The organism is Variovorax raffinosi (assembly GCF_051216615.1).
In the GTDB taxonomy this organism is placed as follows: Bacteria; Pseudomonadota; Gammaproteobacteria; order Burkholderiales; family Burkholderiaceae_C; genus Variovorax.
Genome location: NZ_JBPJZR010000016.1, coordinates 12256 through 36175, shown reverse-complemented (window position 1 = coordinate 36175; position 23920 = coordinate 12256). Strand labels below are relative to the sequence as shown.

Here is a 23920-nt window from a genome sequence, read left to right as displayed (position 1 = left end):
GCGCCGGGCCTTTTTTCTTTCATTTCTTCAGCAGCGGATCGGGCCCTGTCAGCATCGCGCGGCAAGTTCCTCCAGCGTGCCGGCCTGCATCACCTCGGCAAGGCTCAACCGGCGGCTGCCCGGCAGTTGCTCCCGCAGCTCGAGCATCATCTTGAGGCTCAGCAACGAGTCGCCCCCGAGCTGGAAGAAGTTGTCGTGGCGGCCGATGCGCCGCAGGCCCAGCAACTGCGCCCAGATGGCGGCCAGCGTCCGTTCCGCTTCGTCTTTCGGTGCCTCGTTCGCCTTGCGGCCATCGAGCGCCACCGCAGGCAGTGCAGCAACCGACCGCACCTGCAGCCCAGCCATCGCATCGATCTCGCGCGCCGGTTGCCCAGGCCGATTGACCAAAGCGTCGACCACTTCGGCAACGGCCGCCTGCATGTACGCGCAGACGCGCGCGGCGCCCACCGACTTGCTGACCTGCGCCGTCAACGCAAAGCCATCGCCCAGGTCGCTCACCGACAGGCCGAGCGGGTAGTTGCTGCGCTCCTGCCCTGAAAGAAACTCGATGCCCTTCCAGTCTGAATCTCCCGTGGATGCGCGTTTGGGGCTGTGGCGATAGTTCAGCAGCGAGGAGAACAACGGCGCCCCCTTCGGCAGGCCGCTGCAACGCTGGGCCAGCGACAGGCTCGCGTGTTCGTGGTGCATGAGTTGCGTCAGCGCCGCATGGGTTTCACGCACGCACTGCTCGACGCTGAGCGCCCCGAGACGAATGCGCAACGGCAGCATGTTCATGCACAGGCCCATCGCGCGTTCGGCGCCCTCGCCGCCCTGCATGCGCCCGAACAGGACCGTGCCGAACACCAGATCGTCCCTTCCCGTGGCCCTGGCCAGCACCAGCGCCCACGCAAGATGGAACAGCGTCGCCGGGCTCACCCCGTGGCGCTGCGCCTGGCGCCGAAGCTGCGATGCCAGCGGCGCCTCCAGCGCGAGCCTGGCGTCGTCGACATCGGAGCCATCGCTCCGCACGTCTGCCAGGCCGAAGGGCGTGGTGGGCGTCGTCACATCGCCCAGCATCTGCTTGAAGAAAGCCTCGTGCTCGGCCGTGCTCAGGCCCAGCCTCGCGCGGGCCACGAAGTCGCGGAACGGCACGGGCGGCGGCAGCGCGACCTGCGGGTTCTGCTGGACCGACGTGATCTCGTCCATCAGCAGTTCCAGCGTCGTGTGGTCCGAGATCAGGTGATGGCAGGGCAACTGCAAGAGCCAGCGCTCGTGCGCTGCGTCGTGCGCCGCCACCGCCTCGACCATCGGCGCGTGCCGCACATCGATGCGGTAGCCGATGGGGTCGACACGGGCATTCAGCCGTTCGGCCACGTCCATGCCCGCCGAAGCCGCGTCTTCTTCGAGCCATTGCAGTTGCATCCGGGCCTCACGCCACACCACCTGCACCGGCTCCCTGAGCCCTTCCCACGCGATCGCGGTGCGCAGGATGTCGTGCCGTGCGATCACCTGGTTGAAACTCTCGATGAAATGCGCCAACCGCTCCCGGCTGTCGAAGCTCATCAGCAGCGGATAGACATACACGTCGCCTTGCGTCTGCAAGAGGTGATGGAACAGGATGCCTTCCTGCAACGGCGCCAGCGGATAGATGTCCTGGATGTTGGCGGCCCCACCCGGTACCGCCGCCTCGATGCGACGGATCTCCTGCTCGCTGAGCGCAACCAGCGTCACCATCTCCGCACGGATCTCCTCGCACCCCTCGGGAATGCCATTCGGCGGCACCTGCACTTCAGCGCGCCCCGTGTCCTGCTCCTGCGCCTTCGCAAAGGCCGCGAACCCCGGGTGCTGGAACAACGTGCGCACCTGCGCCTGCAAGCCTCTGGCACGCATGCGCTCCAGCAGCCTCAGCGCCAACAACGAGTGCCCGCCCAGCTCGAAGAAGTTGTCGTTGCGCCCCACCCGCTGCAGCCCCAGCACCTCGGCCCAGATGACGGCAAGGGTTTCTTCCAGCTCACCTTGCGGTGCCTCGTAGCCCTGGCTTTGCGCCAGTTCCGGCTCGGGCAGCGCCTTGCGCTCGACCTTGCCGTTGGCGTTCAGCGGCAGCGCCACCAGCACCATCACCGCGCGCGGCACCATGTAGTCGGGCAGCACTTGGCCCAGCCGCTCGCGCAGCACATCGGAGTCGATGACCTGCCCCGCGTGCGCGGCCACATAGCCGATCAAGGCCGTCGCGCCCGCGATCTCCCGGGCCACGACCACCGCTTCACGCACTTCAGGTTGCGCCAGCAGTTGGGCCTCGATCTCCCCCAGCTCGATGCGCAGGCCCCGGATCTTCACCTGGTGGTCGATGCGCCCCAGGTACTCGATCTGGCCTTCGGCATTCCAGCGCACGAGGTCGCCCGTGCGGTACAGCCGATCGCCCTGCCCGAAGGGATCGGCCACGAAGCGCTCCGCGCTCAGGCCCGGCTTGTTCAAGTAGCCCCGCGCCAGGCTCACGCCGCCCAGGTACAGCTCGCCCGCCACGCCGCGCGGCACCAGGTTCAGCTCCGCATCCAGGATGTAGGTCTGCGTGTCGCTGATGGGCTGGCCGATGGGCACCAGGCTCTGGCCGTCGTCCCTGCAGGTCCAGCGCGTGACGTGGATGGTGGTCTCTGTCGGGCCGTACAGGTTCTGCAGCGTCGCGCCGCTCAGGCGCCGCAAGGCTTCCTTCTGCGTCTCCGCGGGCATGGCCTCGCCGCCGACGATGATGTGCTTCAGGCGCGTGCTGGCCTCGATGCCCGGATGCGCCAGGAAGGCCTGCAGCATCGAGGGCACGAAGTTCAGCGTGGTGATCTGGTGGCGCTGGATCAGTTGCACCAGCCGCTCGGGGTCGCGGTGGTCGCCGGGGTTGGCAATCACCAGCCTGGCGCCGGTGGTCATGGGCCAGAACATCTCCCAGACCGACACGTCGAAGCCGAAGGGGGCCTTGTGCAGCACGGTGTCGTTGCCGCCCAGGCCGTAGACCCTTTGCATCCAGGCCATGCAGCTGTGCAGTGCCTCGTGGCGCACGGCCGCGCCCTTGGGCTTGCCGGTGGAGCCGGAGGTGTAGATGACGTAGGCCAGGTTCTCGCCGTGCAGCGCGACCTGCGGGTCGGTGTCGGGCTCACCCGAGACGTCCAGGCTGTCGACTTCCAGTCGCACGAGTCCGGCCTGCTCTGCGACGTGAGCGCGCGTAGCGCCATGCGTCAGCAGCAGCTCGATGCCGCTGTCTTCCACCATGTAGGCCAGGCGCTGTGCCGGGTACTCCGGGTCCAGCGGAAGGTAGGCACCACCGGCCTTCAGGATGCCCAGGATGCCCACCACCATCTCGATGGAGCGCTCCATCACGATGCCCACGCGCATGTCGGGCTTGACGCCCAGCGTGATCAGGCGATGCGCAAGGCGGTTGGCCCTGCGGTTGAGTTCGCCGTAGCTCAGCGATGCTTCGTCGAACAGCAGCGCCGTCGCATCGGGCTGCAGCCGCGCATGGCGCGCGATGCTGTGGTGCACGGGCTGTGCATCCGGCTCGCGCTGCGTGTTCACGCTCCATTGCGTGAGCTTGTGCCGTTCCTCATTCGACAGCAGATCCAGCTCGCACACCCGCTGCTGCGATTGCGCGACCAACGCGTCCACGATGGCACGAACAGCCACGTGCATGAAGCCGCACACGCGCCGGGCATTGACCGACTCATGCACCTGCGCGGTCAGCTCGAAACCTTCGCCCAGGTCGTCCACCGACATGTCGAAGGGGTAGTTGCTGTGTTCCTGCCCGCCCAGGAATTCGATGCCCTGCCAGGCGGCGGCATCCTTTTTCTCGATCGCGGCGCTGTAGCGATAGTTCAGCAGCGCCGAAAACAACGGCGTGCTGCCCGGCAGCGCACTGCAGCGCTGCACCAGCGACAGGCTGGCATGTTCGTGATGCAGCAGTTGCGTCAGTGCCGCGTGGGTTTCACGCACGCACTGCTCGACGCTGAGCGCCCCGAGACGAATGCGCAGCGGCAACGTGTTGATGAACAGGCCCAGGGCCCGGTCCGCACCCGCGCCGCCCTGCATGCGGCCGAAGAGCACCGTGCCGAACACCACATCGTCTTTGCCCGTGGCCCTGGCCAGCACCAGCGCCCAGGCCAGGTGAAACAGCGAGGCGGCGCTCACGCCGTGCCGACGGGCCTCGTGCCGCAACGAGGCCGCGAGGTCCGCGTCCAAAGGCAGGACAGCCTTCTCGGCACGCGCGCCGTCGCTTCGCACGTCCAGCAGATTGAAGGGCGTCGTGGGCTCGTCCACGTCGCCCAGCATCCGGGTGAAGAAGGCCTCATGTTCAGCCTTGCTCACTCCCAGCCGGGTCTGCGCCACGAAGCGGCGGAACGGCACGGGCGCGGGCAGCGCCTCATGGCGATGGCTCGCCAGCAAGGCAATTTCCTCGACGATCAATTCGAGCGTGGCGTGGTCGAGCACCAGGTGGTGGCTCGGCAGTTGCAGCAGCCAGCGCTGGTGGGCAGCATCTTCGGCCGCGATGGCGCGGATCATTGGCGCATGGCGCACGTCGATGCGACGGCTGCTCGCATCGGCATTCAGGCTTGCAAGCACGTCGTCACCGGCCGCCACGTCCAGCCATTCGAGTTGCAGCCGCGCCTCTCGCCACACCACCTGCACGGGTTCCGACAGCGCCTCCCACAGCACGGCCGTGCGCAGGATGTCGTGGCGCGCAATCACCTGGTTCAGGCTGACGATGAACGCCTCCAGCCGCGCCTTCGATTCGAAGGCAAGGAGTTGCGGCGTCACGTAGACGTCGCCATCGGCCTGCATCAGGTGATGGAACAGGATGCCTTCCTGCAGCGGTGCCAGCGGATAGATGTCCTGGATGTTGGCAGCCCCTCGCGGCACCGCTGCCTCGATGCGCCGGATCTCCTGCTCGTTGAGCGCGACCAGCGTCACCATCTCCGCTCGGATCTCCTCGCATCCCTCGGGAATGCCATTGGGCGGCACCTGCACTTCCACGCGCCCCGTGTCCTGCTCCTGCGCCTTCACAAAGGCCGCGAACCCCGGGTGCTGGAACAACGTGCGCACCTGTGCCTGCAGGCCTCTGGCACGCATGCGCTCCAGCAGCCGCAGCGCCAGCAGCGAGTGCCCGCCCAGCTCGAAGAAGTTGTCGTTGCGCCCCACCCGCTGCAGCCCCAGCACCTCGGCCCAGATGGCGGCCAGGGTCTCTTCCAGCTCGCCTTGCGGCGCCTCGTAGCCCTGGCCTTGCGCCAACTCCGGCTCGGGCAGCGCCTTGCGCTCGACCTTGCCGTTGGCGTTCAGCGGCAGCGCCTGCAGCACCATCACCGCGCGCGGCACCATGTAGTCGGGCAGCACCTGGCCCAGGCGCTCGCGCAGCACATCAGAGTCGATGGCCTGCCCTGCGTGCGCGGCCACATAGCCGATCAAGGCTGTCGCGCCCGCGATCTCCCGGGCCACGACCACCGCTTCACGCACTTCAGGTTGCGCCAGCAGTTGGGCCTCGATCTCCCCCAGCTCGATGCGCAGGCCCCGGATCTTCACCTGGTGGTCGATGCGCCCCAGGTACTCGATCTGGCCTTCGGCATTCCAGCGCACGAGGTCGCCCGTGCGGTACAGCCGATCGCCCTGCCCGAAGGGATCGGCCACGAAGCGCTCCGCGCTCAGGCCCGGCTTGTTCAAGTAGCCCCGCGCCAGGCTCACGCCGCCCAGGTACAGCTCGCCCGCCACGCCGCGCGGCACCAGGTTCAGCTCCGCATCCAGGATGTAGGTCTGCGTGTCGCTGATGGGCTGGCCGATGGGCACCAGGCTCTGGCCGTCGTCCCTGCAGGTCCAGCGCGTGACGTGGATGGTGGTCTCTGTCGGGCCGTACAGGTTCTGCAGCGTCGCGCCGCTCAGGCGCCGCAAGGCTTCCTTCTGCGTCTCCGCGGGCATGGCCTCGCCGCCGACGATGATGTGCTTCAGGCGCGTGCTGGCCTCGATGCCCGGATGCGCCAGGAAGGCCTGCAGCATCGAGGGCACGAAGTTCAGCGTGGTGATCTGGTGGCGCTGGATCAGTTGCACCAGCCGCTCGGGGTCGCGGTGGTCGCCGGGGTTGGCAATCACCAGCCTGGCGCCGGTGGTCATGGGCCAGAACATCTCCCAGACCGACACGTCGAAGCCGAAGGGGGCCTTGTGCAGCACGGTGTCGTTGCCGCCCAGGCCGTAGACCCTTTGCATCCAGGCCATGCAGCTGTGCAGTGCTTCGTGGCGCACGGCCGCGCCCTTGGGCTTGCCGGTGGAGCCGGAGGTGTAGATGACGTAGGCCAGGTTCTCGCCGTGCAGTGCAACCTGCGGGTCGGTGTCGGGTTCGCCCGAGCAGTCCAGGCTGTCGACTTCCAGTCTCATCAAGCCTGTGCGCTGCGCGATGTGATCGCGTGTGGCGCTATGAGTCAGCAGCAGCTCGATGCCGCTGTCTTGCACCATGTAGGCCAGGCGCTGCGCCGGGTACTCCGGGTCCAGCGGAAGGTAGGCGCCGCCGGCCTTCAGGATGCCCAGGATGCCCACCACCATCTCGATGGAGCGTTCCATCACGATGCCCACGCGCATGTCGGGCCGAACGCCAAGGGCCATCAGGCGATGCGCGAGGCGGTTGGCCCGGCGGTTGAGTTCGCCGTAGCTCAGCGACACTTCGTCGAACAGCAGGGCCGTCGCATCGGGCTGCAGTTGTGCGTGGCGCGCGATGCTGTGGTGCACGGGTTGTGCATCCGGCTCACGCTGCGTGTTCGTGCTCCATTGCGTGAGCTGCGCCTTCTCGGGCGCACCCAGCAAATCGATCTCCCCGATCGACCGGCTGGCATCGCCAGCCATCGCATCGAGGATCACCACGTAGTGACCCGCCATCCGCTCGATGGTCCCCGGCTCGAACAGCTCGCGCGCGTAGTGAAAGTTCAACTGCACCTGACCCCGTCCGTCCTCGACCACGCCCAGCGTCAGTTCGAACTGGGCCGTCTGCTCGCCGAATTCCCAGGTCTGCAAGGCCAGGCCCGGCAGGTTGTCCAGCGCGCTGTGGTCCTGCTGCAGGTGGTTGAACATCACCTGGAACAGCGGCGCCGTGCTCAGGCTGCGCTCGGGTTGCAGGGCCTCCACCAGTTGCTCGAACGGCAGGTCCTGATGCGCCTGCGCGCCCAGCGCCGCCTCGCGGGTAGCAGCCAGCGCTTCATGCAGGCTGGTTCGGCTGTCCAGCACGTTGCGCATCACCTGCGTGTTGACGAAAAATCCCACGACGCGCTCCGACTCGACGCGGTGGCGGTTGGCTATCGGCACGCCGACTCGCACGTCCTGCTGCGCGGTGTAGCGGTTCAGCAGCACCTGGAAGCCGGTGAGCAGCATCATGAACAGCGTCGCGCCCTGCGCCTGTGCGCGCCGGCGCAGCGACTCGACCAGCGACGGCGACAACGCCGTGCCATGCCGGGCCGCGCGGTACTTGCCGTCGGCGCGGCGCATGTGATCCGCCGGCAACTGCAGCACCGGATGCCCGGTGCCCAGTTGCGTCTTCCAGTAGTCGAGCTGCCGCTCCTTCTCGCCGGCTTCCAGCCAGTGCCGCTGCCAGATCGCATAGTCGGCGTACTGGACCGGCAGCGCATCGCGCACCGCCGCCCGGCCCTGCACCCGCGCCCGGTAACCGTCCACGAACTCGTCCACGACGATGCGCATCGACCATCCGTCGGACACGATGTGGTGCATCACCACCGCCAACATGTGCGCTTCGGCACCCAGGCGAACCAGCACCACGCGAAGCAGCGGGCCGGTCGTCAGGTCGAAGGGCGCGCCGCCGACGCGTCTTGCTTCCTCGCGCGCACGCGCCTCGCGCTCGGCGTCCGTCAGGTGCACCAGGTGCGTGAGGTCGATGACCGGAATGTCCAGCGCCACATGCGCCTGCACGCGCTGCTCAACCTCTCCTTCGGCGTTCACGCTGAACACGGTGCGCAGCGATTCGTGGCGCGCCAGCAGTGCGTCGAAACTCTGCTTCAACGCCTCGACATCGAGCCGCCCTTCAAGCCGCAATCCACCCGAGATGTGATAAGCCGAGCTGCCCGGCTCCAGTTGCCACAGGAACCACTGCCGCATCTGCGCATAGGAAGGCGGGCATGCGGTGCGCGCCGCTTCGTCGCGCGCGACGATCGGAAACTGCCCGATCGTGAGGCCCTCGGCGCGGATCTTCTGGTACACCGCGCGGCGCTGCGCCGGGGTCAGGCGCAGGAAGCGCCGGCCGATATGGTCGTGGGTGGCCGTGATTTCCATCAGGTGGTCTCGAGGCTGTCAATGAAGGAGTCGATATCGGACAAGGCTTCGGCATGCGGCTTGCGCGCGCTCGCCTGCAGGATCAGCCGGGCCATGTCCATCAGAACGGGGTGTTGAAAAATGTCCTTGACCGCGAGGTCGGCATGCATGGCGGCCTGCACGCGGGCCACCACCTGCATCGACATGAGCGAGTGGCCGCCCAGCTCGAAGAAGTGGTCGTTGCGGCCGATGCGCTCCACGCCCAGCACGTCGGACCAGATGAGCGCCAACGCGCACTCGGTGTCACCCTGCGGTGCCGCGTAGACGCGTTCGCTGTCGAAGCCGGGCATGGGCAGGGCCTTGCGGTCGACCTTGCCGTTGGCATTCAGCGGCAGCGCCTCCAGCACGACGATGGCGCCGGGCACCATGTACTCCGGCAGCGCGCGGCCCAGCCGCGCGCGCACCTGCGCCGTGTCGATCGCCTGCCCCGCCGACGCGGACAGATAGGCCACCAGCATCGTCGCGCCCGCATGCTCCCTGGCCAGGACGGTCGCTTCGCGGACCTCGGGCTGCGCAAGCAACTGCGCTTCGATTTCTCCGAGTTCGATGCGAAAGCCGCGCACCTTCACCTGGTGGTCGATGCGCCCCAGGTATTCCAATTGGCCTTGTGCGCTCCAGCGCACAAGGTCGCCGGTGCGGTAGAGCCGGGCGCCGTCTTGCGCCGCGATGAAGCGCTCGGCCGTGAGTGCGGCACGGTTCAGGTAGCCGCGGGCCAGGCCTGCGCCGGACACATGCAGCTCGCCGGCCACGCCGGGCGGCACCGGATTCAACTGCGCATCGAGCACCCGCAGGCCCAGGTCGGGAATGGCGATGCCGACCGGGCTGCGCTGCTGCCCGAGGTCCGACGCGGTGATCCGGCGGTAGGTCACGTGAACCGTGGTTTCGGTGATGCCGTACATGTTGATCAGCCGGGGCTGCTGGTCGCCGTGGTGCTCGATCCACGTGCGCAACCGTTGCGGCTCCAGCGCCTCGCCGCCGAAGATCACGGCGCGAAGCGACAGGCCTTTTTCATGGGCCTGCGGCAAGGCAGTCAACTGGCCGAATGCGGACGGCGTCTGGTTGAGCACCGTCACCTGCTGTTCGCGCAGCAGTTGAAGAAAGTCCGCCGGCGAACGGCTTACCCAGAAAGGCACCACGACCAGCCTGCCGCCGGTACACAGCGCGCCGAAAATTTCCCAGACCGAGAAATCGAAGGCGTAGGAATGGAACAGCGTCCACACGTCCTGCGGCCCGAACTGGAACCACGGCTCGGTGGCACCGAGCAACCGCGTCACATTGCGATGGCACAGTTGCGCGCCCTTGGGCTTGCCGGTGGAGCCCGAGGTGTAGATCACGTAGGCAAGGTTGTCGCCGTTCAATGGAACGCCGGGGTTGGTTGCCGGGTACTCGCCCAGGTCCGCCGCATCGACCGCCAGCGCGGGAATGCCGGCGGGCAACTGCATGCGGTCTTGCAGACGGGCCTGCGTGAGAACCAGCGCGAGCCGGCTGTCCTGCACCATGTAGGCAATGCGGTCGGCCGGGTATTCGGGGTCCAGCGGCACATAGGCGCCGCCGGCCTTCATGACCGCCACAAGTGCAACCACCAGGTCGATGCCGCGCTCCAGCGCCACGCCGACCTTGGTTTCGGGCCGCACACCGCTCTCGATCAGGCGGTGCGCCAGCCGGTTGGCCCGCTGGTTGAGTTCGCGATAGCTGAGTGCTTCCTTCTCGAAGACCACCGCGATGGCATCGGGGTGCGCCTTCGCCTGCAACTCGATCAGGCCGTGCACGGTTGCGGCTTCGCCCCCGTCTTGCACGCGCGCGCCCCACTGCGCGAGCTGCGCGTGCTCCGCGTCGTCGAGCAACTGCAGATCGCCCAAGGTGCATGCCGGCTCGGCCACCAGCGCCTGAAGCGTGCGCCGATAGTGGCTTGCCAGCCGCTCGATCGCTACCGGCTCGAACAGCTCCGCCGCATAGCGGAACGCCGCCCGGATGCTGCCGTCCTCGCATTCGATGGTTTCGAGGATCAGCTCGAAGGGCGCGCTACGCTCCGCGAGATCGATGCGGCACACCTGCAGCCCGGGCCATCCCCGCAATGGCCGGTCGCCTTCGCCCAGATGGTTGAACATGACCTGGAACAGCGGCGAGGCGGCATGTGCGCGGTCCGGGCGCAGCGCCTGTACAAGCCGCTCGAACGGCAGGTCCTGATGCGCCTGCGCTTCGAGCGAGGTGTCGCGCACCTGCGCCAGCAGCTCGGAAAGGCGCATGCGCGCATCCATGCGCGCGTCCATCACCACGGTGTTGATGAAGGCGCCCACCACACCGGCCGTCTCGGGACGATTGCGGCCCGCGACGGGCACGCCGATACGGATTTCATCCTGCCCGGTGTAGCGAAAGAGCAAGGCATGAAACGCAGCAAGCAGCACCGGGAAAAGAGTGCCGCCCTGCTCGCGTGCGTGCCGCTTCAGTTCATGAACCAGTGGCGCCGGCACATCGAGTGTGTGCTGCGCCGCGCTGTATTTCGCGTCGGCCGAACGCGGCCGGTCGGTCGTGAGTTCGAGCACGGGCTGGCTGCCGCCCAACCGGCGCTGCCAGTAGGCCAGTTGGCGCTCGCCCTCCGCGCCTTCGAGCCACTTGCGCTGCCACAGCGCGAAGTCGATGTAGCGGATCTCCGGCTCGGGCACGGCGACGGTTTGCGCCGCACCCACGCGCTGCGCGTAAAGGCGCGCCAGGTCGTCGAGGATCAACTCGACCGACCATGCATCGGAGCCGATGTGGTGCATCGTCAGCAGCAGTTGATGGTCTGCATCGGCCATCTTGAGCAACGTGCCGCGCAACAGCGGCCCGGTCGTCAGGTCGAAGGGCGTGCGGCAGACCTCGCGCACGATCTCGCCGAATCGCAATTGCCGGGCCTGCGAGTCCAGCACGCTCAGGTCGACGAAAGGAATCGCGATGCTGCTCGTGGGCTCTACACGTTGTTCGGGCAGTCCCTGAGCGCCCGCGCTGAAGACGGTGCGCAGCGTGTCGTGGCGCATCGCGAGCGCATGCACCGCGTCCTGCAATGCGGCAACGTCCAGCGGCCCGGAGAAGCCCAGGCCACCGCCGACGTGATAAGCCGTGTTGCCCGCATCTAGCTGCCACAGGAACCACTGCCCCTGCTGCGCGAAGGAAACAGGCACGGCGGCACCGTCGTCGGTGCCGCGCACGATGGCATCGCGCGACGGGCGTGCGGGCGCGGCAGCCGCGGCATCGCCATCGCGCCGCAGCCGGCGCTGCAGCATGCTCAATTGCGCGGGAGACAGTTTGGCCCTGCGCTCGGACAGATCCTTGCTTTCGCTCATGATGAAAAACCCACGGTGGAACGGGCTGTGTCGACCGCTTCGGCTTGCGCGGCCTCCGCGGCTTCGGGATCGCTCTCGATCTCTTCGATCAGGCGCAGCTCGACCAGCGCGGCCAGCTCGGCGATGGTCGGGGCCTTGAAGAAGGCGGCGGGATGCAGTTCAACGCCGTAGGCCTTTCGCACCCTGGACAGCAGGCGGATCGCCAGCAGCGAGTCACCGCCCAGCTCGAACAGGTTGTCGTTCGCGCCCACCGGCGCAATGCCCAACGCTTCGGTCCAGAACTCGGCAAGCCCCTCTTCCAGGTCACCGTCGGGTGCGACGAACGCAGTCTGGAGCACCGGGCGCGGATGGCCCGCACGGGCTTCGGCCATGGGCTCGTCATCCAGCGCGTCGAACAGGCCGTCGAGCGGACGCAGGCGCGGCGCAAAGGGCGAGATGGACACCACGGTCTGCGGCAGATCGGGGCCGTTGGCGATGCGCTCGAAGGCCAGCACGCCGGTGCGCTCGTCGAGGCCCACGCCTTCGGGCATGTCCATGTCGACCGCCACGCCCACATCGCGCCAGGCATCCCAGTTGACCGAGAACACCGGCAGCGAGGAACTGCGCCGGTGCGCGTTCGCCAGCGCATCGAGGTACGCATTGGCGGCCGCATAGTCGCTGCGGCCCAGGCCGCCGATGAGGCTTGCGACCGAGGAGCACAGCAGCACGAAGTCGAGTGGCTCGGTGCGCAGCGCATCGAGCAGCGCGAGGGTGCCCGCGATCTTGGGTGCGAACGCGGCCTCCACCAGCGCCTTCGTTCGCTGGGCGATCATGCCGCGATCCGGCTGGACGACCGCGTGGACCACGCCGTTCACCGGGCCGAAACGCGCATGCACGGCAGCCAGCACGCTGCGCAACTGCGCGGGATCGGTGACATCGGCGGACACGGCCATGATCTGCGCGCCACTCGCCTCGAGTTCGATCAACTGCTGCAGCCTGCGACGCAGCGATGCCGGCTGGTCGGCCGATGCGGCAAGGCGCGCCCACTCCGAACGTTCGGGCAGCGGCGTGCGCCCGAGCAGCACCAGCCTGGCCTGCCATGTCTTGCTGAGATAGCGTGCCAGCGCAAGGCCGACACCGCCGAGGCCGCCGGTGATGAGGTACACGCCGCCCTGGCGCAGGCGCTGCACGCCCGCAGCCTGTGCCGGCAGCGGCTCGTAGGTCTTGACCCAGCGGTGCGGCCCGCGATAGGCCACGATGAATTCATCCTGCGGTGCAGCCGCCTCCTCGACGACCCTGCGCGCCAGTTCAGTTTCGGCGGCGCTTTCGGGCGCGGGCAGCACCACGTCCACCACGCGGCAGGCGATCGACGGCGACTCCTGGCCGAGCACCTTCGCGATGCCCAGCACGGTGGCCTTCTCGGGTGCGAGTGCCTCGGTGCCGGCGACATCCTCCACGCGGTCGGTGACCACCGTGAATGCAAGCGGCGGCCGGACCGAAGCACCCACGCTGTCGAGTGCCTGCGCCAATGCAAGCAGGCTGAAGTAGCCAGCCTCGAAGGCCGCGCCATGCGAGGCCACGGGCTTGTCGCCGTCGAGGCTCCACAGATGGAAAAGGCGCGTGACGGGACCGGCCTGGCTCTCGACTTCGCGCAACAGCCCTTCATGGTCGACGCGCTCGGCCGCGCGCACGGTGTACTGCCCTTCGGCGGTGCGCGCGAACGCTTCGCCGCGCAGGGCCAGGATCACGCGCCCGCCCTGTTCACGCAAGGTGCGTGCGAGGCGGTCGGTGAAGCTGTTCGCATCGCCCAGAACCAGCGTGCAGCCCGATGCGATGTTCGTCGCCTGCGTCGAGGACAGCGCCGCGCGCTTCCACCCCGGCGCATAGAAAAGGCCCGGTGCGGTGCTGTTCGCCGGCCGCGCGGCATCGCCCGGCTCCACCCAGAAGCGGCGGCGCTGGAAGGCGTAGGTGGGCAGCGGCACACGACGCGGCTCAGGGCCGGTGCGGCACGCGGCCCAGTCGATGTCCACACCCACGGTCCACAGGCCTGCAACGGCATTCGCCAATTGCTGGGCATTGCGCGCGAGCTGCTGCGGATGCGCCTGGCTGGCCCAGATGCCTGCGGCCGATGGGCTGTCGGCGTGCTGGCGCGCCAGGCCGGTGAGCGTTTCTCCGGGGCCCACTTCGAGCAACACGCGACCGGGCCTGGAAAACACCTCGCGCAGGCCGTCGACGAAGCGCACCGTGCCGCGCAAGTGCCGGCCCCAATAGGCGGGACTCGCCGCCTCTTCGGCCGTGATCGGCTTGCCGGTCAGGTTCGAGACGAAGGGAATGCGCGGTGCATGCCTGGGCACCGATGCGATCAGGTGCTCGAGCTCGGCCACCATGGGTTCGACCAGCCGCGAATGCGAGGCAATGGACACGTGCAGGCGGCGCGGCTGGTGCTGATGCGCCAGCAGTGCTTCTTCAGCGCGTTCGATGGCATCGACCGGACCCGCCAGCACGCAAAGCTGCTCGCCATTGACCACGGCCAGGTCGCAGCCTGTGGCAAGGAAAGGCGCGAGTTCCGCCTCGGACAGCGGCACGGCGGTCATGGCGCCGGGCGCCAGCGTCTGCATCAGGCGGCCACGCGCGGCGACGATGCGCAGCGCATCTTCCAGTGAGAACACGCCCGACAGGCAGGCGGCGACGTACTCGCCCAGGCTGTGTCCCAGCAACAGGGCGGGCTGGACGCCGCAGCTCATCCACCAGCGCGCCATCGCGTATTCGACGGCGAACAGGGCGGGTTGCGCGAACTCGATGCGAGACAGGCGCTCGTTCGCCGCCTGTTCTTCGCCGGCGACGGGGAACAGCAATGCGAGCAGGTCGATGCCGCTGTCGGCCTTGAGCACTGCGGCGCAGCGATCGAGTTCGTCGCGGTAGACGGCGCTGTCGCGGTAGAGGGCTTCGCCCATCAGCGCGTGCTGCGTGCCGCCACCCGGAAACAAAAACGCCACTTCGGGCGCAGCCGCTGCGGCCTGGGTCGCCGCGACCGCCGGCGAAGAAAGCATTTCCGCAGCCAGCGCCGACTGGTTCGCGACCACCGCGCTGCGCCATGCAAAGGCGCGCCGGCCACTCTGCAGCGTGTGGGCCACGTCTTCGAGCAGTTGCCCATCGTTGGCCCGCAGATGCGCCGCGAGTTGCGCGCGCCCTTGGCGAAGGGCCGTCTCGTCTTTCGCAGAAAGGGGCAAGACCTGCCATCGCGAGGCCGTCGCCGCTACGCGCACCTGCGGCGCCTCTTCGAGCACCACATGCACATTGGTCCCGCCGATGCCGAACGAGCTGACACCCGCGCGGCGCGGTGTGCTGCTTTCGGGCCAGGGCTTGCCTTGCGCGCTCACATAGAACGGGCTGCCCGCAAAGTCGATCTGCGGATTCGGTTGCTCGAAATGCAGGCTCGGCGGCAGCGTGCGGTGCTTGAGCGCCATCGTCGCCTTGATCAGCCCTGCCACGCCAGCCGCCGCATCGAGGTGGCCGACGTTGGTCTTCACCGAGCCCACGGCGCAGAAGCCGCGCCGCTCGGTGTCGGCCCGGAAGGCCTGCGTGAGCGCCGCGATCTCGATCGGGTCGCCCAGCGTGGTGCCGGTGCCGTGCGCTTCGATGTAGCCGATCGTGTCGGCCGAGACGCCCGCGATCAGTTGCGCCGCGCGGATCACCTCCGCTTGCCCGTCGATGCTGGGCGCGGTGAAGCCGACCTTGGCCGAACCGTCGTTGTTGGCCGCGGTGCCCTTGATGACCGCGTGGATGGTGTCGCCGTCGCGCAGCGCTTCGTCGAGGCGCTTGAGCACGACCACGCCGGCGCCGCTGCCGATCACCGTGCCGTCGGCATCGGCGTCGAAGGCGCGGCAATGGCCGTCGCGCGAGAGGATCGCGCCGGCCTGGTAGCGGTAGCCGCCTTCCTGCAGCAGGTTGAGCCACACGCCGCCGGCCAGCGCCATGTCGCAGTCGTGGCTCAACAATGCTTGGCAGGCGGTGTGCACTGCCGTGAGCGATGTCGAGCAAGCGGTCTGCACGGTCACCGCAGGGCCGCGCAGGTTGAGCTTGTAGGCGACGCGCGTGCACAGCGAGCCGCCGGAGTTGCCGCTCATCAGGCCCAGCAGGTCGGCAATGCCGGTGTGCGCGCCGAGGCCGAAGGACGGCAGCAGGTTGCGGATGAGGTAGACATTCGCGCCCTCGCCCGCATACACACCCACCTTGCCGGACCAGCGTTCGGGGTCGCAGCCCGCATGCTCCAGCGAGGCCCAGGCGCACTCCAGAAAAATGCGCTGCTGCGGATCGAGGTTCTCGGCTTCGCGCGGCGTGTAGCCGAAGAAGCCGGCATCGAACTGGTCGAAGCCCTCGAACAGCACGCCGGCCTTCACGTAGTCGGGGTCGTCCAGCAGGGCTTGCGGCACGCCGCGTTCACGCAACTGTTCGTCGGTGAATGCCGAGACGGATTCCACGCCGTCGCGGATGTTGTGCCAGAAGGCATTCACATCGTCGGCGCCGGGAAAGCGGCCGGCCATGCCGACGATGGCGATCTCCAGGCCTGTGGGCTCGGCGGGTTCGTTGAAGGTGGACATCAGTTGACTCTCTCTGCCGCTTTGCGGCGTTGAAGCATTGCGGCGCGCTGGCGCAGCGCGCGTTCGTCGCCGGCCGCGGCGGAAGCTGCGGCGGCCTGGCCTGCGCCCTGCTCGATCCAGCGGGCCAGCGATTCGACGGTGGGGTACTTGAAAAGATTGACCAGCGGGAAGGTGGCCTTAAGCCGGTCTTCCAGCAGCCGGTGCGCGCGGATCAGCAGCAGCGAATGGCCGCCGAGGTCGAAGAAGTTGTCGTGCAGGCCGACCTGTTCGACCTGCAGCACCTCGGACCAGATGGCGGCGAGCGTGCGGGCCACCTGGCCTTGTGGCGCTTCGTAGCTGCTCGCACGGCCCAGGCCCTCGGGCTCCGGCAGCGCCTTGCGGTCGACCTTGCCGTTGGCATTGAGCGGCAGCGCGGGCAAGGTCACGATGGCGCGCGGCACCATGTAGTCGGGCAGCGTCTGGCCCAGGCGCTCGCGCAACGCGGCGGCGTCGATGGCCTGGTCCGCATGCGCCGCGACGTAGGCCACCAGCGACGCACCGGCCGCGCCATCGCGGGCCACGACGACGGCCTCGCGCACGGCGGGTTGCGCAAGGATCTGCGCCTCGATCTCGCCGAGTTCGATGCGAAAGCCCCGGATCTTCACCTGGTGGTCGATGCGGCCCAGGTATTCGATCTGGCCCTCGGTGTTCCAGCACACGAGGTCGCCGGTGCGGTACAGCCGATCGCCTTGGCCGAAGGGGTTGGCCACGAAGCGCTCGGCACTCAGCGCGGGCTTGTTGAGGTAGCCCCGAGCGAGGCTCACGCCGCCCAGGTACAGCTCGCCCGCCACACCGCGCGGCACCGGGTTCATTTCGGCGTCGAGCACATGGGTTTGCGTGTCGCTGATCGGCTGGCCGATGGGCACGAGGCTGCGGCCATCGTCGCGGCAGGTCCAGCGCGTGACGTGGATGGTAGTTTCCGTCGGGCCGTACAGGTTCTGCAGCGTGGCGCCGCTCAGCCTTTGCAGCGTTTCCTTCTGCGTTTCGGCGGGCATGGCCTCGCCGCCGACGATGATGTGCTTCAGCCGCGTGCTGGCCTCGATGTCCTTGTGTCCCAGGAAGGCCTGAAGCATCGAGGGCACGAAGTTGAGCGTGGTGATCTGGTGCCGCTGGATCAGTTGCACCAGCCGGGCCGGATCGCGGTGATCGCCGGGGTTGGCAACGACCAGCCGCGCACCCGCGGTCATCGGCCAGAACATCTCCCACACCGACACGTCGAAACCGAAGGGCGCCTTGTGCAGCACGGTGTCGGCGCGGGTCAACTCGTAGGTCTGCTGCATCCAGGCCATGCAACTGTGCAGCGCCGCGTGGCGCACGGCCGCGCCCTTGGGCTTGCCGGTGGAGCCGGAGGTGTAGATGACATAGGCAAGGTTCTCGCCGTGCAGGGCAACCTGCGGGTCGGTGTCGGGTTCGGCCGAAACATCGGTGCTGTCGACATCGAGCGTTGTCAGGCCGGCCCGCCCGGCGATGTGGCCGCGCGTGGCGCCGTGCGTGAGCAGCAGTTCGATGCCGCTGTCTTCCACCATGTAGGCCAGGCGTTGCACGGGATATTCAGGGTCCAGCGGCAGGTAGGCGCCGCCCGCCTTGAGGATGCCGAGCAGGCCCACGACCATCTCGACCGAGCGCTCCATGACGATGCCCACGCGCGTGTCGGGCCGCACGCCCAGCGCGATCAGCCGATGCGCGAGGCGATTGGCCCGGCGATCGAGTTCGATGAAGCTCAAGGCCTCGTCGCCGAACAGCAGTGCGATGGCATCGGGCTGCAGCGCGGCATGTTGCGCGATGGTCCGGTGCACGGGCTGCGGCTGCGGCTCGCGTCGCGCGTTCACGCTCCATTGCGCGAGCTGCGACTTCTCGGAAGCGCCCAGCAGATCGATGCTGCCGACCGCGCCACCCGCATCGGCGGACAAGGCCTCCAGCACGGCCACGTAGTGCTGCGCCATGCGCGCGATGGTCTCGGGCTCGAACAGGTCTGCCGCGTAGATCACGTCGAGCTTCAGGCGTCCGTCCGGCCGCTCGCGCGCTTCCAGCACCCAGTCGAACTGCGTCTGGAGGTCGGGCAGCGCATGGTCGTGCACTTCGATGTCGCCCAGCCGTTGCAGCGAGCGGTGGTCTTCGTACAGGTGGTTGAACATCACCTGGAACAGCGGGCTGTGGCTCATGCTGCGCTCGGGCTGCAGGCGTTGCACCAGTTGCTCGAAGGGCAGGTCCTGGTGCGCCTGCGCGCCCAGCACGGCGTCCCTGGCCTGCGCCAGCACGCGCGACAGGCGGGTGCGGCCGTCGATGGGATTGCGCAGCACCAGGGTGTTGACGAACAGCCCGATGACGCTCTCGAACTCCACGCGGTTGCGGTTCGCAATCGCGGCACCGACGCGAATCTCTTCCTGCCCGGTGTAGCGATGCAGCAGTGCCTGCAGGCCGGCCAGCAGCACCATGAACAAGGTGGCGCCGTCCGCCTGTGCCAGCCCGCGCAGCCGGGCGAGCAGAGGCGCCGGCACCTCGAAGGCATGCCGCGCCGCGCGATAGCTGGCCTGCGGCTTGCGCGGATGGTCGGTGCGCAACTCGAGCACCGGGTGCTCGTCGCCGAGTTGCGTGCGCCACCAATCGAGCTGGCGCTCGGCCTCGCCGGCCGCCAGCCATTCGCGCTGCCACACCGCGTAGTCGGCGTACTGCACGCGCGGCAGGGAAAGTGCCGCCGCCCGGCCCTGCAGGCGCGCCGCATAGCCCGCGGCAAGTTCGTCGATCAGCACCTGCATCGAGGCGCCGTCGGAAACGATGTGGTGCATCACCACGGCAAGCACCTGCGTGTCGTCCGACAGGCGAAACAGTGCCGCGCGCAACAGGCCGCCCTGGGCGAGATCGAAGGGGGCGGCCTTGATGCGCCGGGCTTCGCTCTCCAACCGCTCGTCGCGTTCATCGGCGGGCACGGCGCGCAGGTCGATCACTTCCAGCGCAAGCGTGCCGGACGGTTGGATCCATTGCGCGGCAACGCCATCGCTGCCGGCGCGGAATGCGGTGCGCAAGGACTCGTGGCGCACGACGAGATCGTCGAGCGCCGCGCGCAACGCATCGATCTGCAATGCGCCGGTGAGGCGAAGCGCGCCACTCATGTGATACGCCGCGCTGTTCGGGTCGAGCTGCCACAGGAACCACTGGCGTTCCTGGGCGTGGGACAACGGCAGCGCATGCAGCCTGCGCTCGGCAGGCAACACCGCGATGGGTGCGGGCCGTGCGCGCACGCCCTGCGCCACCCGTTGCCGCAAGGCGGCCGCGCACTCGCGCAGTCGCGGCTGCTCGAACATCAGGCGGACCGGGTAGTCGATCTCCCAGTGCGCCGAGATGCGCGCAGCGACCTGCGTGGCGGTGAGCGAGCTGCCGCCGCGCGTGAAGAAGTGGGCGTCGCGCGCAAAGGCTTTCGCATCGGCCGGCCTGAGCACTTCGCGCCAGATCGCATCGATGGCGCGTTCCGTCTCGTCCAGCGCGGGTTCTTCGGCCTGCGTTTCGGCGGGGCCGCCCTTGATGAAAGCGCCGTGTTCGTAGATGGCATAGGCATCGGCGCTGCGGTCCAGCCAGCTCGCGCGGCAGGTGCTGCGCTGCAGCTTGCCGCTCGTGGTCTTGGGCATGCCGCCCGGGTTGAGCAGCAGCACGGCCGACAGCGGCTCGCCGAACACCTCGCTGACGGCGGCGCTGAGCGCTTCAACCAGCACCGGTGGCGGCACCAGCTTCTGCATGCTGCGCGACACCTCGGCCGCCGCCCCGATGCCTTCGCCGTCGGGCCCGCCGGCCGCGAAGACCGCGACACGCCCCTTGCGCACGGCGTCCACCTCGGCCTCGATGACGCGCTCGATGTCCTGCGGATAGATGTTGTGGCCGCGAACGATGATCAGGTCCTTGATGCGGCCCGTGACGTAGAGCTGGCCGTCGCAGACGAAGCCGAGGTCGCCGGTGCGCAGCCAGCGCCGGGCGTCGCGCTCGACGAAGGTCTCGCGCGACTCGCGCTCCTTGCCCCAGTAGCCGGCGCCGATGCTCGGCCCGTGGACCCAGATTTCGCCGATGAGCCCGGGCTCCAGGGCCGACAGCGCGGCGGGGTCGACGATCTCGACTTCGTGATGGATCGCCGCTGTGCCGCAACCGACCAGCAAGGCGCCGTCTTCACTCGGCGTGCCGCTGCCGCCGGCCAGGCCATCGGCACTGAAGCCGCGCGCCACCATGCCGCCGCCGCGCCGGCCGCCCGTCACGAACAGGGTCGCCTCGGCGAGGCCGTAGCAGGCGTAGACCGCGCCCGGATCGAACCCCGCGGGAGCAAAGCGCTCGATGAAATCGAATTCGGTGTCGGCGCGCACGGGTTCGGCGCCGGTGTAGGCCACGCGCCAGCTCGACAGGTCGAGCTTTGCAAGCTGCGCGTCCTTCACGCGGTCCAGGCACAGGCGGAAAGAAAAATCGGGGCCGCCGCTGAGCGTGGCCCGGTGGCGCGAGATCAGCTCCAGCCAGCGCACCGGGCGCTCGAGAAAGTAACGCGGCGAAGTCAGCACCAGCGGGATGCCGCTGTACAGCGGCTGCATCAGGCCGCCGATGAGGCCCATGTCGTGATAGAGCGGCGCCCACGAGACGAACTTGTCGTCCGGGCCGATGCCCATGCCGACCTGGATGGCGTGTTCGTTGGCCATCAGGTTGCCATGCGTGACGATGACGCCCTTGGGAGCGGAAGTCGAGCCCGAGGTGTATTGCAGGAACGCGATGTCTTCGTCGCCGGGCTCGAAGGCTTGCCATGCATCGGCGAGCGCCATATCGACCGCATCGACGGCAATGATGGCCACGTCGCCGAACTGGTTGCCGGCAGCGGCCATCGAGGCACCGAAGGCGGCCGACGTGAGCACGCAGCGCGCTTGCGAATCGGTCGCCACGCCCGTGAGTCGTGCCAGGTGCTGGGGCCGGGTGGACTCCGGCGGAAACACCGGCACGGCGATCACGCCGCAATAGAAGCAGGCCAGCATGCTCACGGCATAGTGGTCGCCGTTGTCGAGCATGACGAGCGCACGGTCGCCCTTGGCGAACTGCTGCTGCAGCCGCGCCGCGAGCGCCCTGACGCGCCGCTCGAACACGGCGTAGGTGATGGGCAGTTCGCTGTACACGCCGTCGACCTCGTCGACCACGGTGAGCCAGACATCGTCCGTGCGCCGCTCGGCCAATGCGCGCAGGTGCGCCACGAAGTTGCGCGGCTGCAGGCCGGTGGGCTGCGTCGCGAGCATTTCAATCTTCATATCTACCCTTTGCCAGGCGGCGCCGAAGGCACCGCGGCTTCAAGATGTGTGCGTCCGCCAAGGACGGTTCAGGCGAAGGCACGGGGCGCAAGGCCGACTCCCGAGACGACCTGGCCCAGCCGCTGCGCGAGTGCCGCAAGAAACGCAGCCTCGTGCTGGCGGAGGAAAAAGTGGCCACCCTCGAACCAGTCCAGGGTGAAGAAGCCGCCGGACTCTTTCGACCAGGCGGCCATCTCTTGCGCGTCGATGTCGTCCTCGCGCCCGGCGAAGGCATGCACGGGCAGCGGGAGCTGGTTCGCCGCATCGCCGTGCTTGTAGCTGCGGCAGACGCGATAGTCGGCACGCATCACATCCATCGTGATGCGCATGAGTTCCGCGTTGGCGAACACTTCCTCGGGCGTGCCGCCCTGCTTGCGCAGCTCGGCGATCAGGGAGGCGTCGTCTTCCTTGCCGTCGAAGCGCTCAGGATTGCGCCGCGAAGGAGCTGCGCAGCCGGACACCAGCAATGCGCGCGGCAAGGGCCGTTGCAATGCCTGGAGCTTTCGGGCGACGCCATGCGCCAGCAACGCGCCCATGCTGTGCCCGAAGATCGCGAAGTTGCCGTGCATTGCCGTGGCCTGCTCGGCGCACAGCCGGGCGACCAAGGCATCGAAGTCTTCGACGAAGGCCTCGCCCATGCGGGCGCCGCGCCCCGGCAACTCCACCGGCACGAGATGGACCCAGGCCGGCAGGAAACGGCGCCAACGCAGATACATCATGGCGCTCGCTCCGGCGCACGGCAGGCACAACAGCGTGAGAGGCGCCCGCGCAGTCATCAAACAGCCACATTCCCCGCGACCGGCGCGCCGGCCTGCGACTCTTGCTGCTGCATCCAGTCGCGCAGCGATTTGGGCCGCATGTCGGTCCAGTGGCCTTCGACGTAGGCGAGGACGGTTTTCTTGTCGCCCTTGACCCCCTCGACGGCCGCCCATCCGCCGGGAACAGCCTTCCAGTGGGGCCAGATCGAGTACTGGTCTTCGTGATTGACCAGGACGATGAAGGTCTCTTCTTCGCGGTCAAAGCAACTGGTCGACATCGGTGCATCCTTGTGTGATTGAACAGAAGGAGCGCCCGGTGGCCGGTCGTGGACCGCATCGAATCGCGGCGCCCCTGCCAACAGGACGCTTCGCGGGCCAATCTGTTCATTTCACGATGCACCTGCGGGCACGATCGCATTCGCCGGCTTTGGCGGCGAGGCAGGAGCAGGAACGCGCGGCACGGCGCGCGTTCGCAAGGCGCCTGGGGTCAGTGGCTGGATGGAGGCCCGGCGTCGGGCGATTCGTCGCCGTCACCAAGGTCATTGGCCGGTGGCACGAAGCCCGCGAGCAGCCAGAGCTGCGCCGCCCTGTCGTAGGCACGGCGATGCGCGGGCTCGGCCACGAGCCAGGCCGTCATTTCGAGGCGTGCTGCGTCATCGAAGCGCTCGCGGTCGTGTTCGCGCTGCACCCAATCCCACGCGGTGTTCCAGATGGGATCGTCTTTTTCCTGAGTCATTCTTGAGGCCGCTCGCGTTGTCCGTGCTGGCCGGATCTTGAACGCTCCCTGCCAATGCACGCATCCGCGCATTCTCGCGGGAAACGGGCCGGCCTCTCTTTCCGCGCCCGACGGCCGGCCTCTAACGTCCGTCGCTTTCGAGCAGCAGATGGCCGCAGGACTTGATTGCCGTTGCGGCTTCGGCAATCAGGCCGTTCACGAGGCCCAGCGCACAACCCAGGCGCGATGCGATCTCGCGCTGTGTCAGGCCTTCGAGGCGGTAGAGCTCGAACACCAGCCGCGTTCTCGGAGCGAGTCCGGAGAGAACCTTGTCGATGGCGGCGATGACCTGGCGCTCGCACATCATGCGGTCGGGCGTGGCGGGTCCCGGCACGTCGAGCAGTTCCACGTCCACGTCGAAGGTGCGATAGCTTGCTTCGACGCGGTGACGGCGGCAGTAGTCCAGCGCCATGTTGCGCACGACCTGGCAGCAATAGCCGATGGGACGGTCGGCATGCCGGACGCAAGGGCCATCGACGATCTTCAGGTAGGCGTCCTGCACGACATCGTCGGCCAGGTCCGCCGTGTTGACGATCTTGCGCGCAACGCGCCAAAGCTGGGGCCGGTTGGCGATGAATACCTCCCCGAGCGAAGGCTCGGACGAATGCACTGGCATGTTCAACACCTCTTCCTCCTGTGAGCGAGCCGACACGGGCCGCAAGTCCGATTTACTACTTTCGATGGACAAATCTAAATAAGAATCATTTCTATTTATATGCGGATTTCGAGTCATCTTGATGACCCTTCGGGATCAACTTTTAAACGAGTGTGGTGAGGACCCCGGGAGCATTCGGCAATGCGAATCAGGTGGCCCGGAGATCCGCTGAAAACGCGG

Annotated in this window: 8 protein-coding genes; all 8 read right to left on the bottom strand. The window is 68.0% G+C overall.

Translation table 11 applies throughout. The annotated features are described in order from the left end of the window. Nucleotides 1-48 precede the first annotated feature (48 nt). The 8 genes from ACSFB7_RS32620 to ACSFB7_RS32585 all read right to left on the bottom strand — a co-directional run bounded on the left by ACSFB7_RS32620 (nucleotide 49) and on the right by ACSFB7_RS32585 (nucleotide 23701). Nucleotides 49-8274 (bottom strand): amino acid adenylation domain-containing protein, encoded by an 8226-nt coding sequence (locus ACSFB7_RS32620; RefSeq protein WP_435476480.1) that lies wholly within the window; start codon nucleotides 8272-8274, stop codon nucleotides 49-51. Beyond that, a complete protein-coding gene (locus ACSFB7_RS32615) occupies nucleotides 8274-11633 on the bottom strand; it encodes an amino acid adenylation domain-containing protein (RefSeq protein ID WP_435476479.1) in 3360 nt (1119 codons plus the stop codon). The genes ACSFB7_RS32620 and ACSFB7_RS32615 overlap by 1 nt, the downstream gene beginning before the upstream one ends. After that, nucleotides 11630-16213, bottom strand: a complete 4584-nt coding sequence (locus tag ACSFB7_RS32610; RefSeq protein WP_435476478.1) for a type I polyketide synthase — start codon at nucleotides 16211-16213, stop codon at nucleotides 11630-11632. Before ACSFB7_RS32610 ends, ACSFB7_RS32615 begins: the two co-directional genes overlap by 4 nt. Continuing rightward, entirely contained in the window at nucleotides 16213-21513 is a 5301-nt protein-coding gene (locus tag ACSFB7_RS32605) for an amino acid adenylation domain-containing protein (protein WP_435476477.1), read from the bottom strand. Before ACSFB7_RS32605 ends, ACSFB7_RS32610 begins: the two co-directional genes overlap by 1 nt. A gap of 68 nt (nucleotides 21514-21581) precedes the next feature. Next, nucleotides 21582-22328 carry a thioesterase II family protein gene (locus tag ACSFB7_RS32600; RefSeq protein ID WP_435476476.1) on the bottom strand — a complete coding sequence of 249 codons (747 nt, stop codon included), beginning with the start codon at nucleotides 22326-22328 and terminating at the stop codon, nucleotides 21582-21584. Beyond that, nucleotides 22328-22588, bottom strand: coding sequence for an MbtH family protein (locus tag ACSFB7_RS32595; RefSeq protein ID WP_435476475.1), 261 nt, complete (start codon nucleotides 22586-22588; stop codon nucleotides 22328-22330). The genes ACSFB7_RS32600 and ACSFB7_RS32595 overlap by 1 nt, the downstream gene beginning before the upstream one ends. A 209-nt stretch (nucleotides 22589-22797) precedes the next feature. After that, the gene (locus ACSFB7_RS32590) at nucleotides 22798-23046 is read right to left on the bottom strand and encodes a DUF4880 domain-containing protein (RefSeq protein WP_435476474.1); all 249 of its coding nucleotides are present in this window, start codon (nucleotides 23044-23046) and stop codon (nucleotides 22798-22800) included. A 121-nt stretch (nucleotides 23047-23167) separates the two neighbouring features. After that, nucleotides 23168-23701, bottom strand: coding sequence for a sigma-70 family RNA polymerase sigma factor (locus ACSFB7_RS32585; protein WP_435476586.1), 534 nt, complete (start codon nucleotides 23699-23701; stop codon nucleotides 23168-23170). Nucleotides 23702-23920 lie beyond the last annotated feature (219 nt).

Excerpts from the sequence above, each read along its gene's own strand:
- ACSFB7_RS32620 (WP_435476480.1), bottom strand. The coding sequence starts at position 8,274 with ATGGAAATCACGGCCACCCACGACCATATCGGCCGGCGCTTCCTGCGC.
- ACSFB7_RS32615 (WP_435476479.1), bottom strand. The coding sequence starts at position 11,633 with ATGAGCGAAAGCAAGGATCTGTCCGAGCGCAGGGCCAAACTGTCTCCC.
- ACSFB7_RS32610 (WP_435476478.1), bottom strand. The coding sequence starts at position 16,213 with ATGTCCACCTTCAACGAACCCGCCGAGCCCACAGGCCTGGAGATCGCC.
- ACSFB7_RS32605 (WP_435476477.1), bottom strand. The coding sequence starts at position 21,513 with ATGAAGATTGAAATGCTCGCGACGCAGCCCACCGGCCTGCAGCCGCGC.
- ACSFB7_RS32600 (WP_435476476.1), bottom strand. The coding sequence starts at position 22,328 with ATGACTGCGCGGGCGCCTCTCACGCTGTTGTGCCTGCCGTGCGCCGGA.
- ACSFB7_RS32595 (WP_435476475.1), bottom strand. The coding sequence starts at position 22,588 with ATGTCGACCAGTTGCTTTGACCGCGAAGAAGAGACCTTCATCGTCCTG.
- ACSFB7_RS32590 (WP_435476474.1), bottom strand. The coding sequence starts at position 23,046 with ATGACTCAGGAAAAAGACGATCCCATCTGGAACACCGCGTGGGATTGG.
- ACSFB7_RS32585 (WP_435476586.1), bottom strand. The coding sequence starts at position 23,701 with ATGCCAGTGCATTCGTCCGAGCCTTCGCTCGGGGAGGTATTCATCGCC.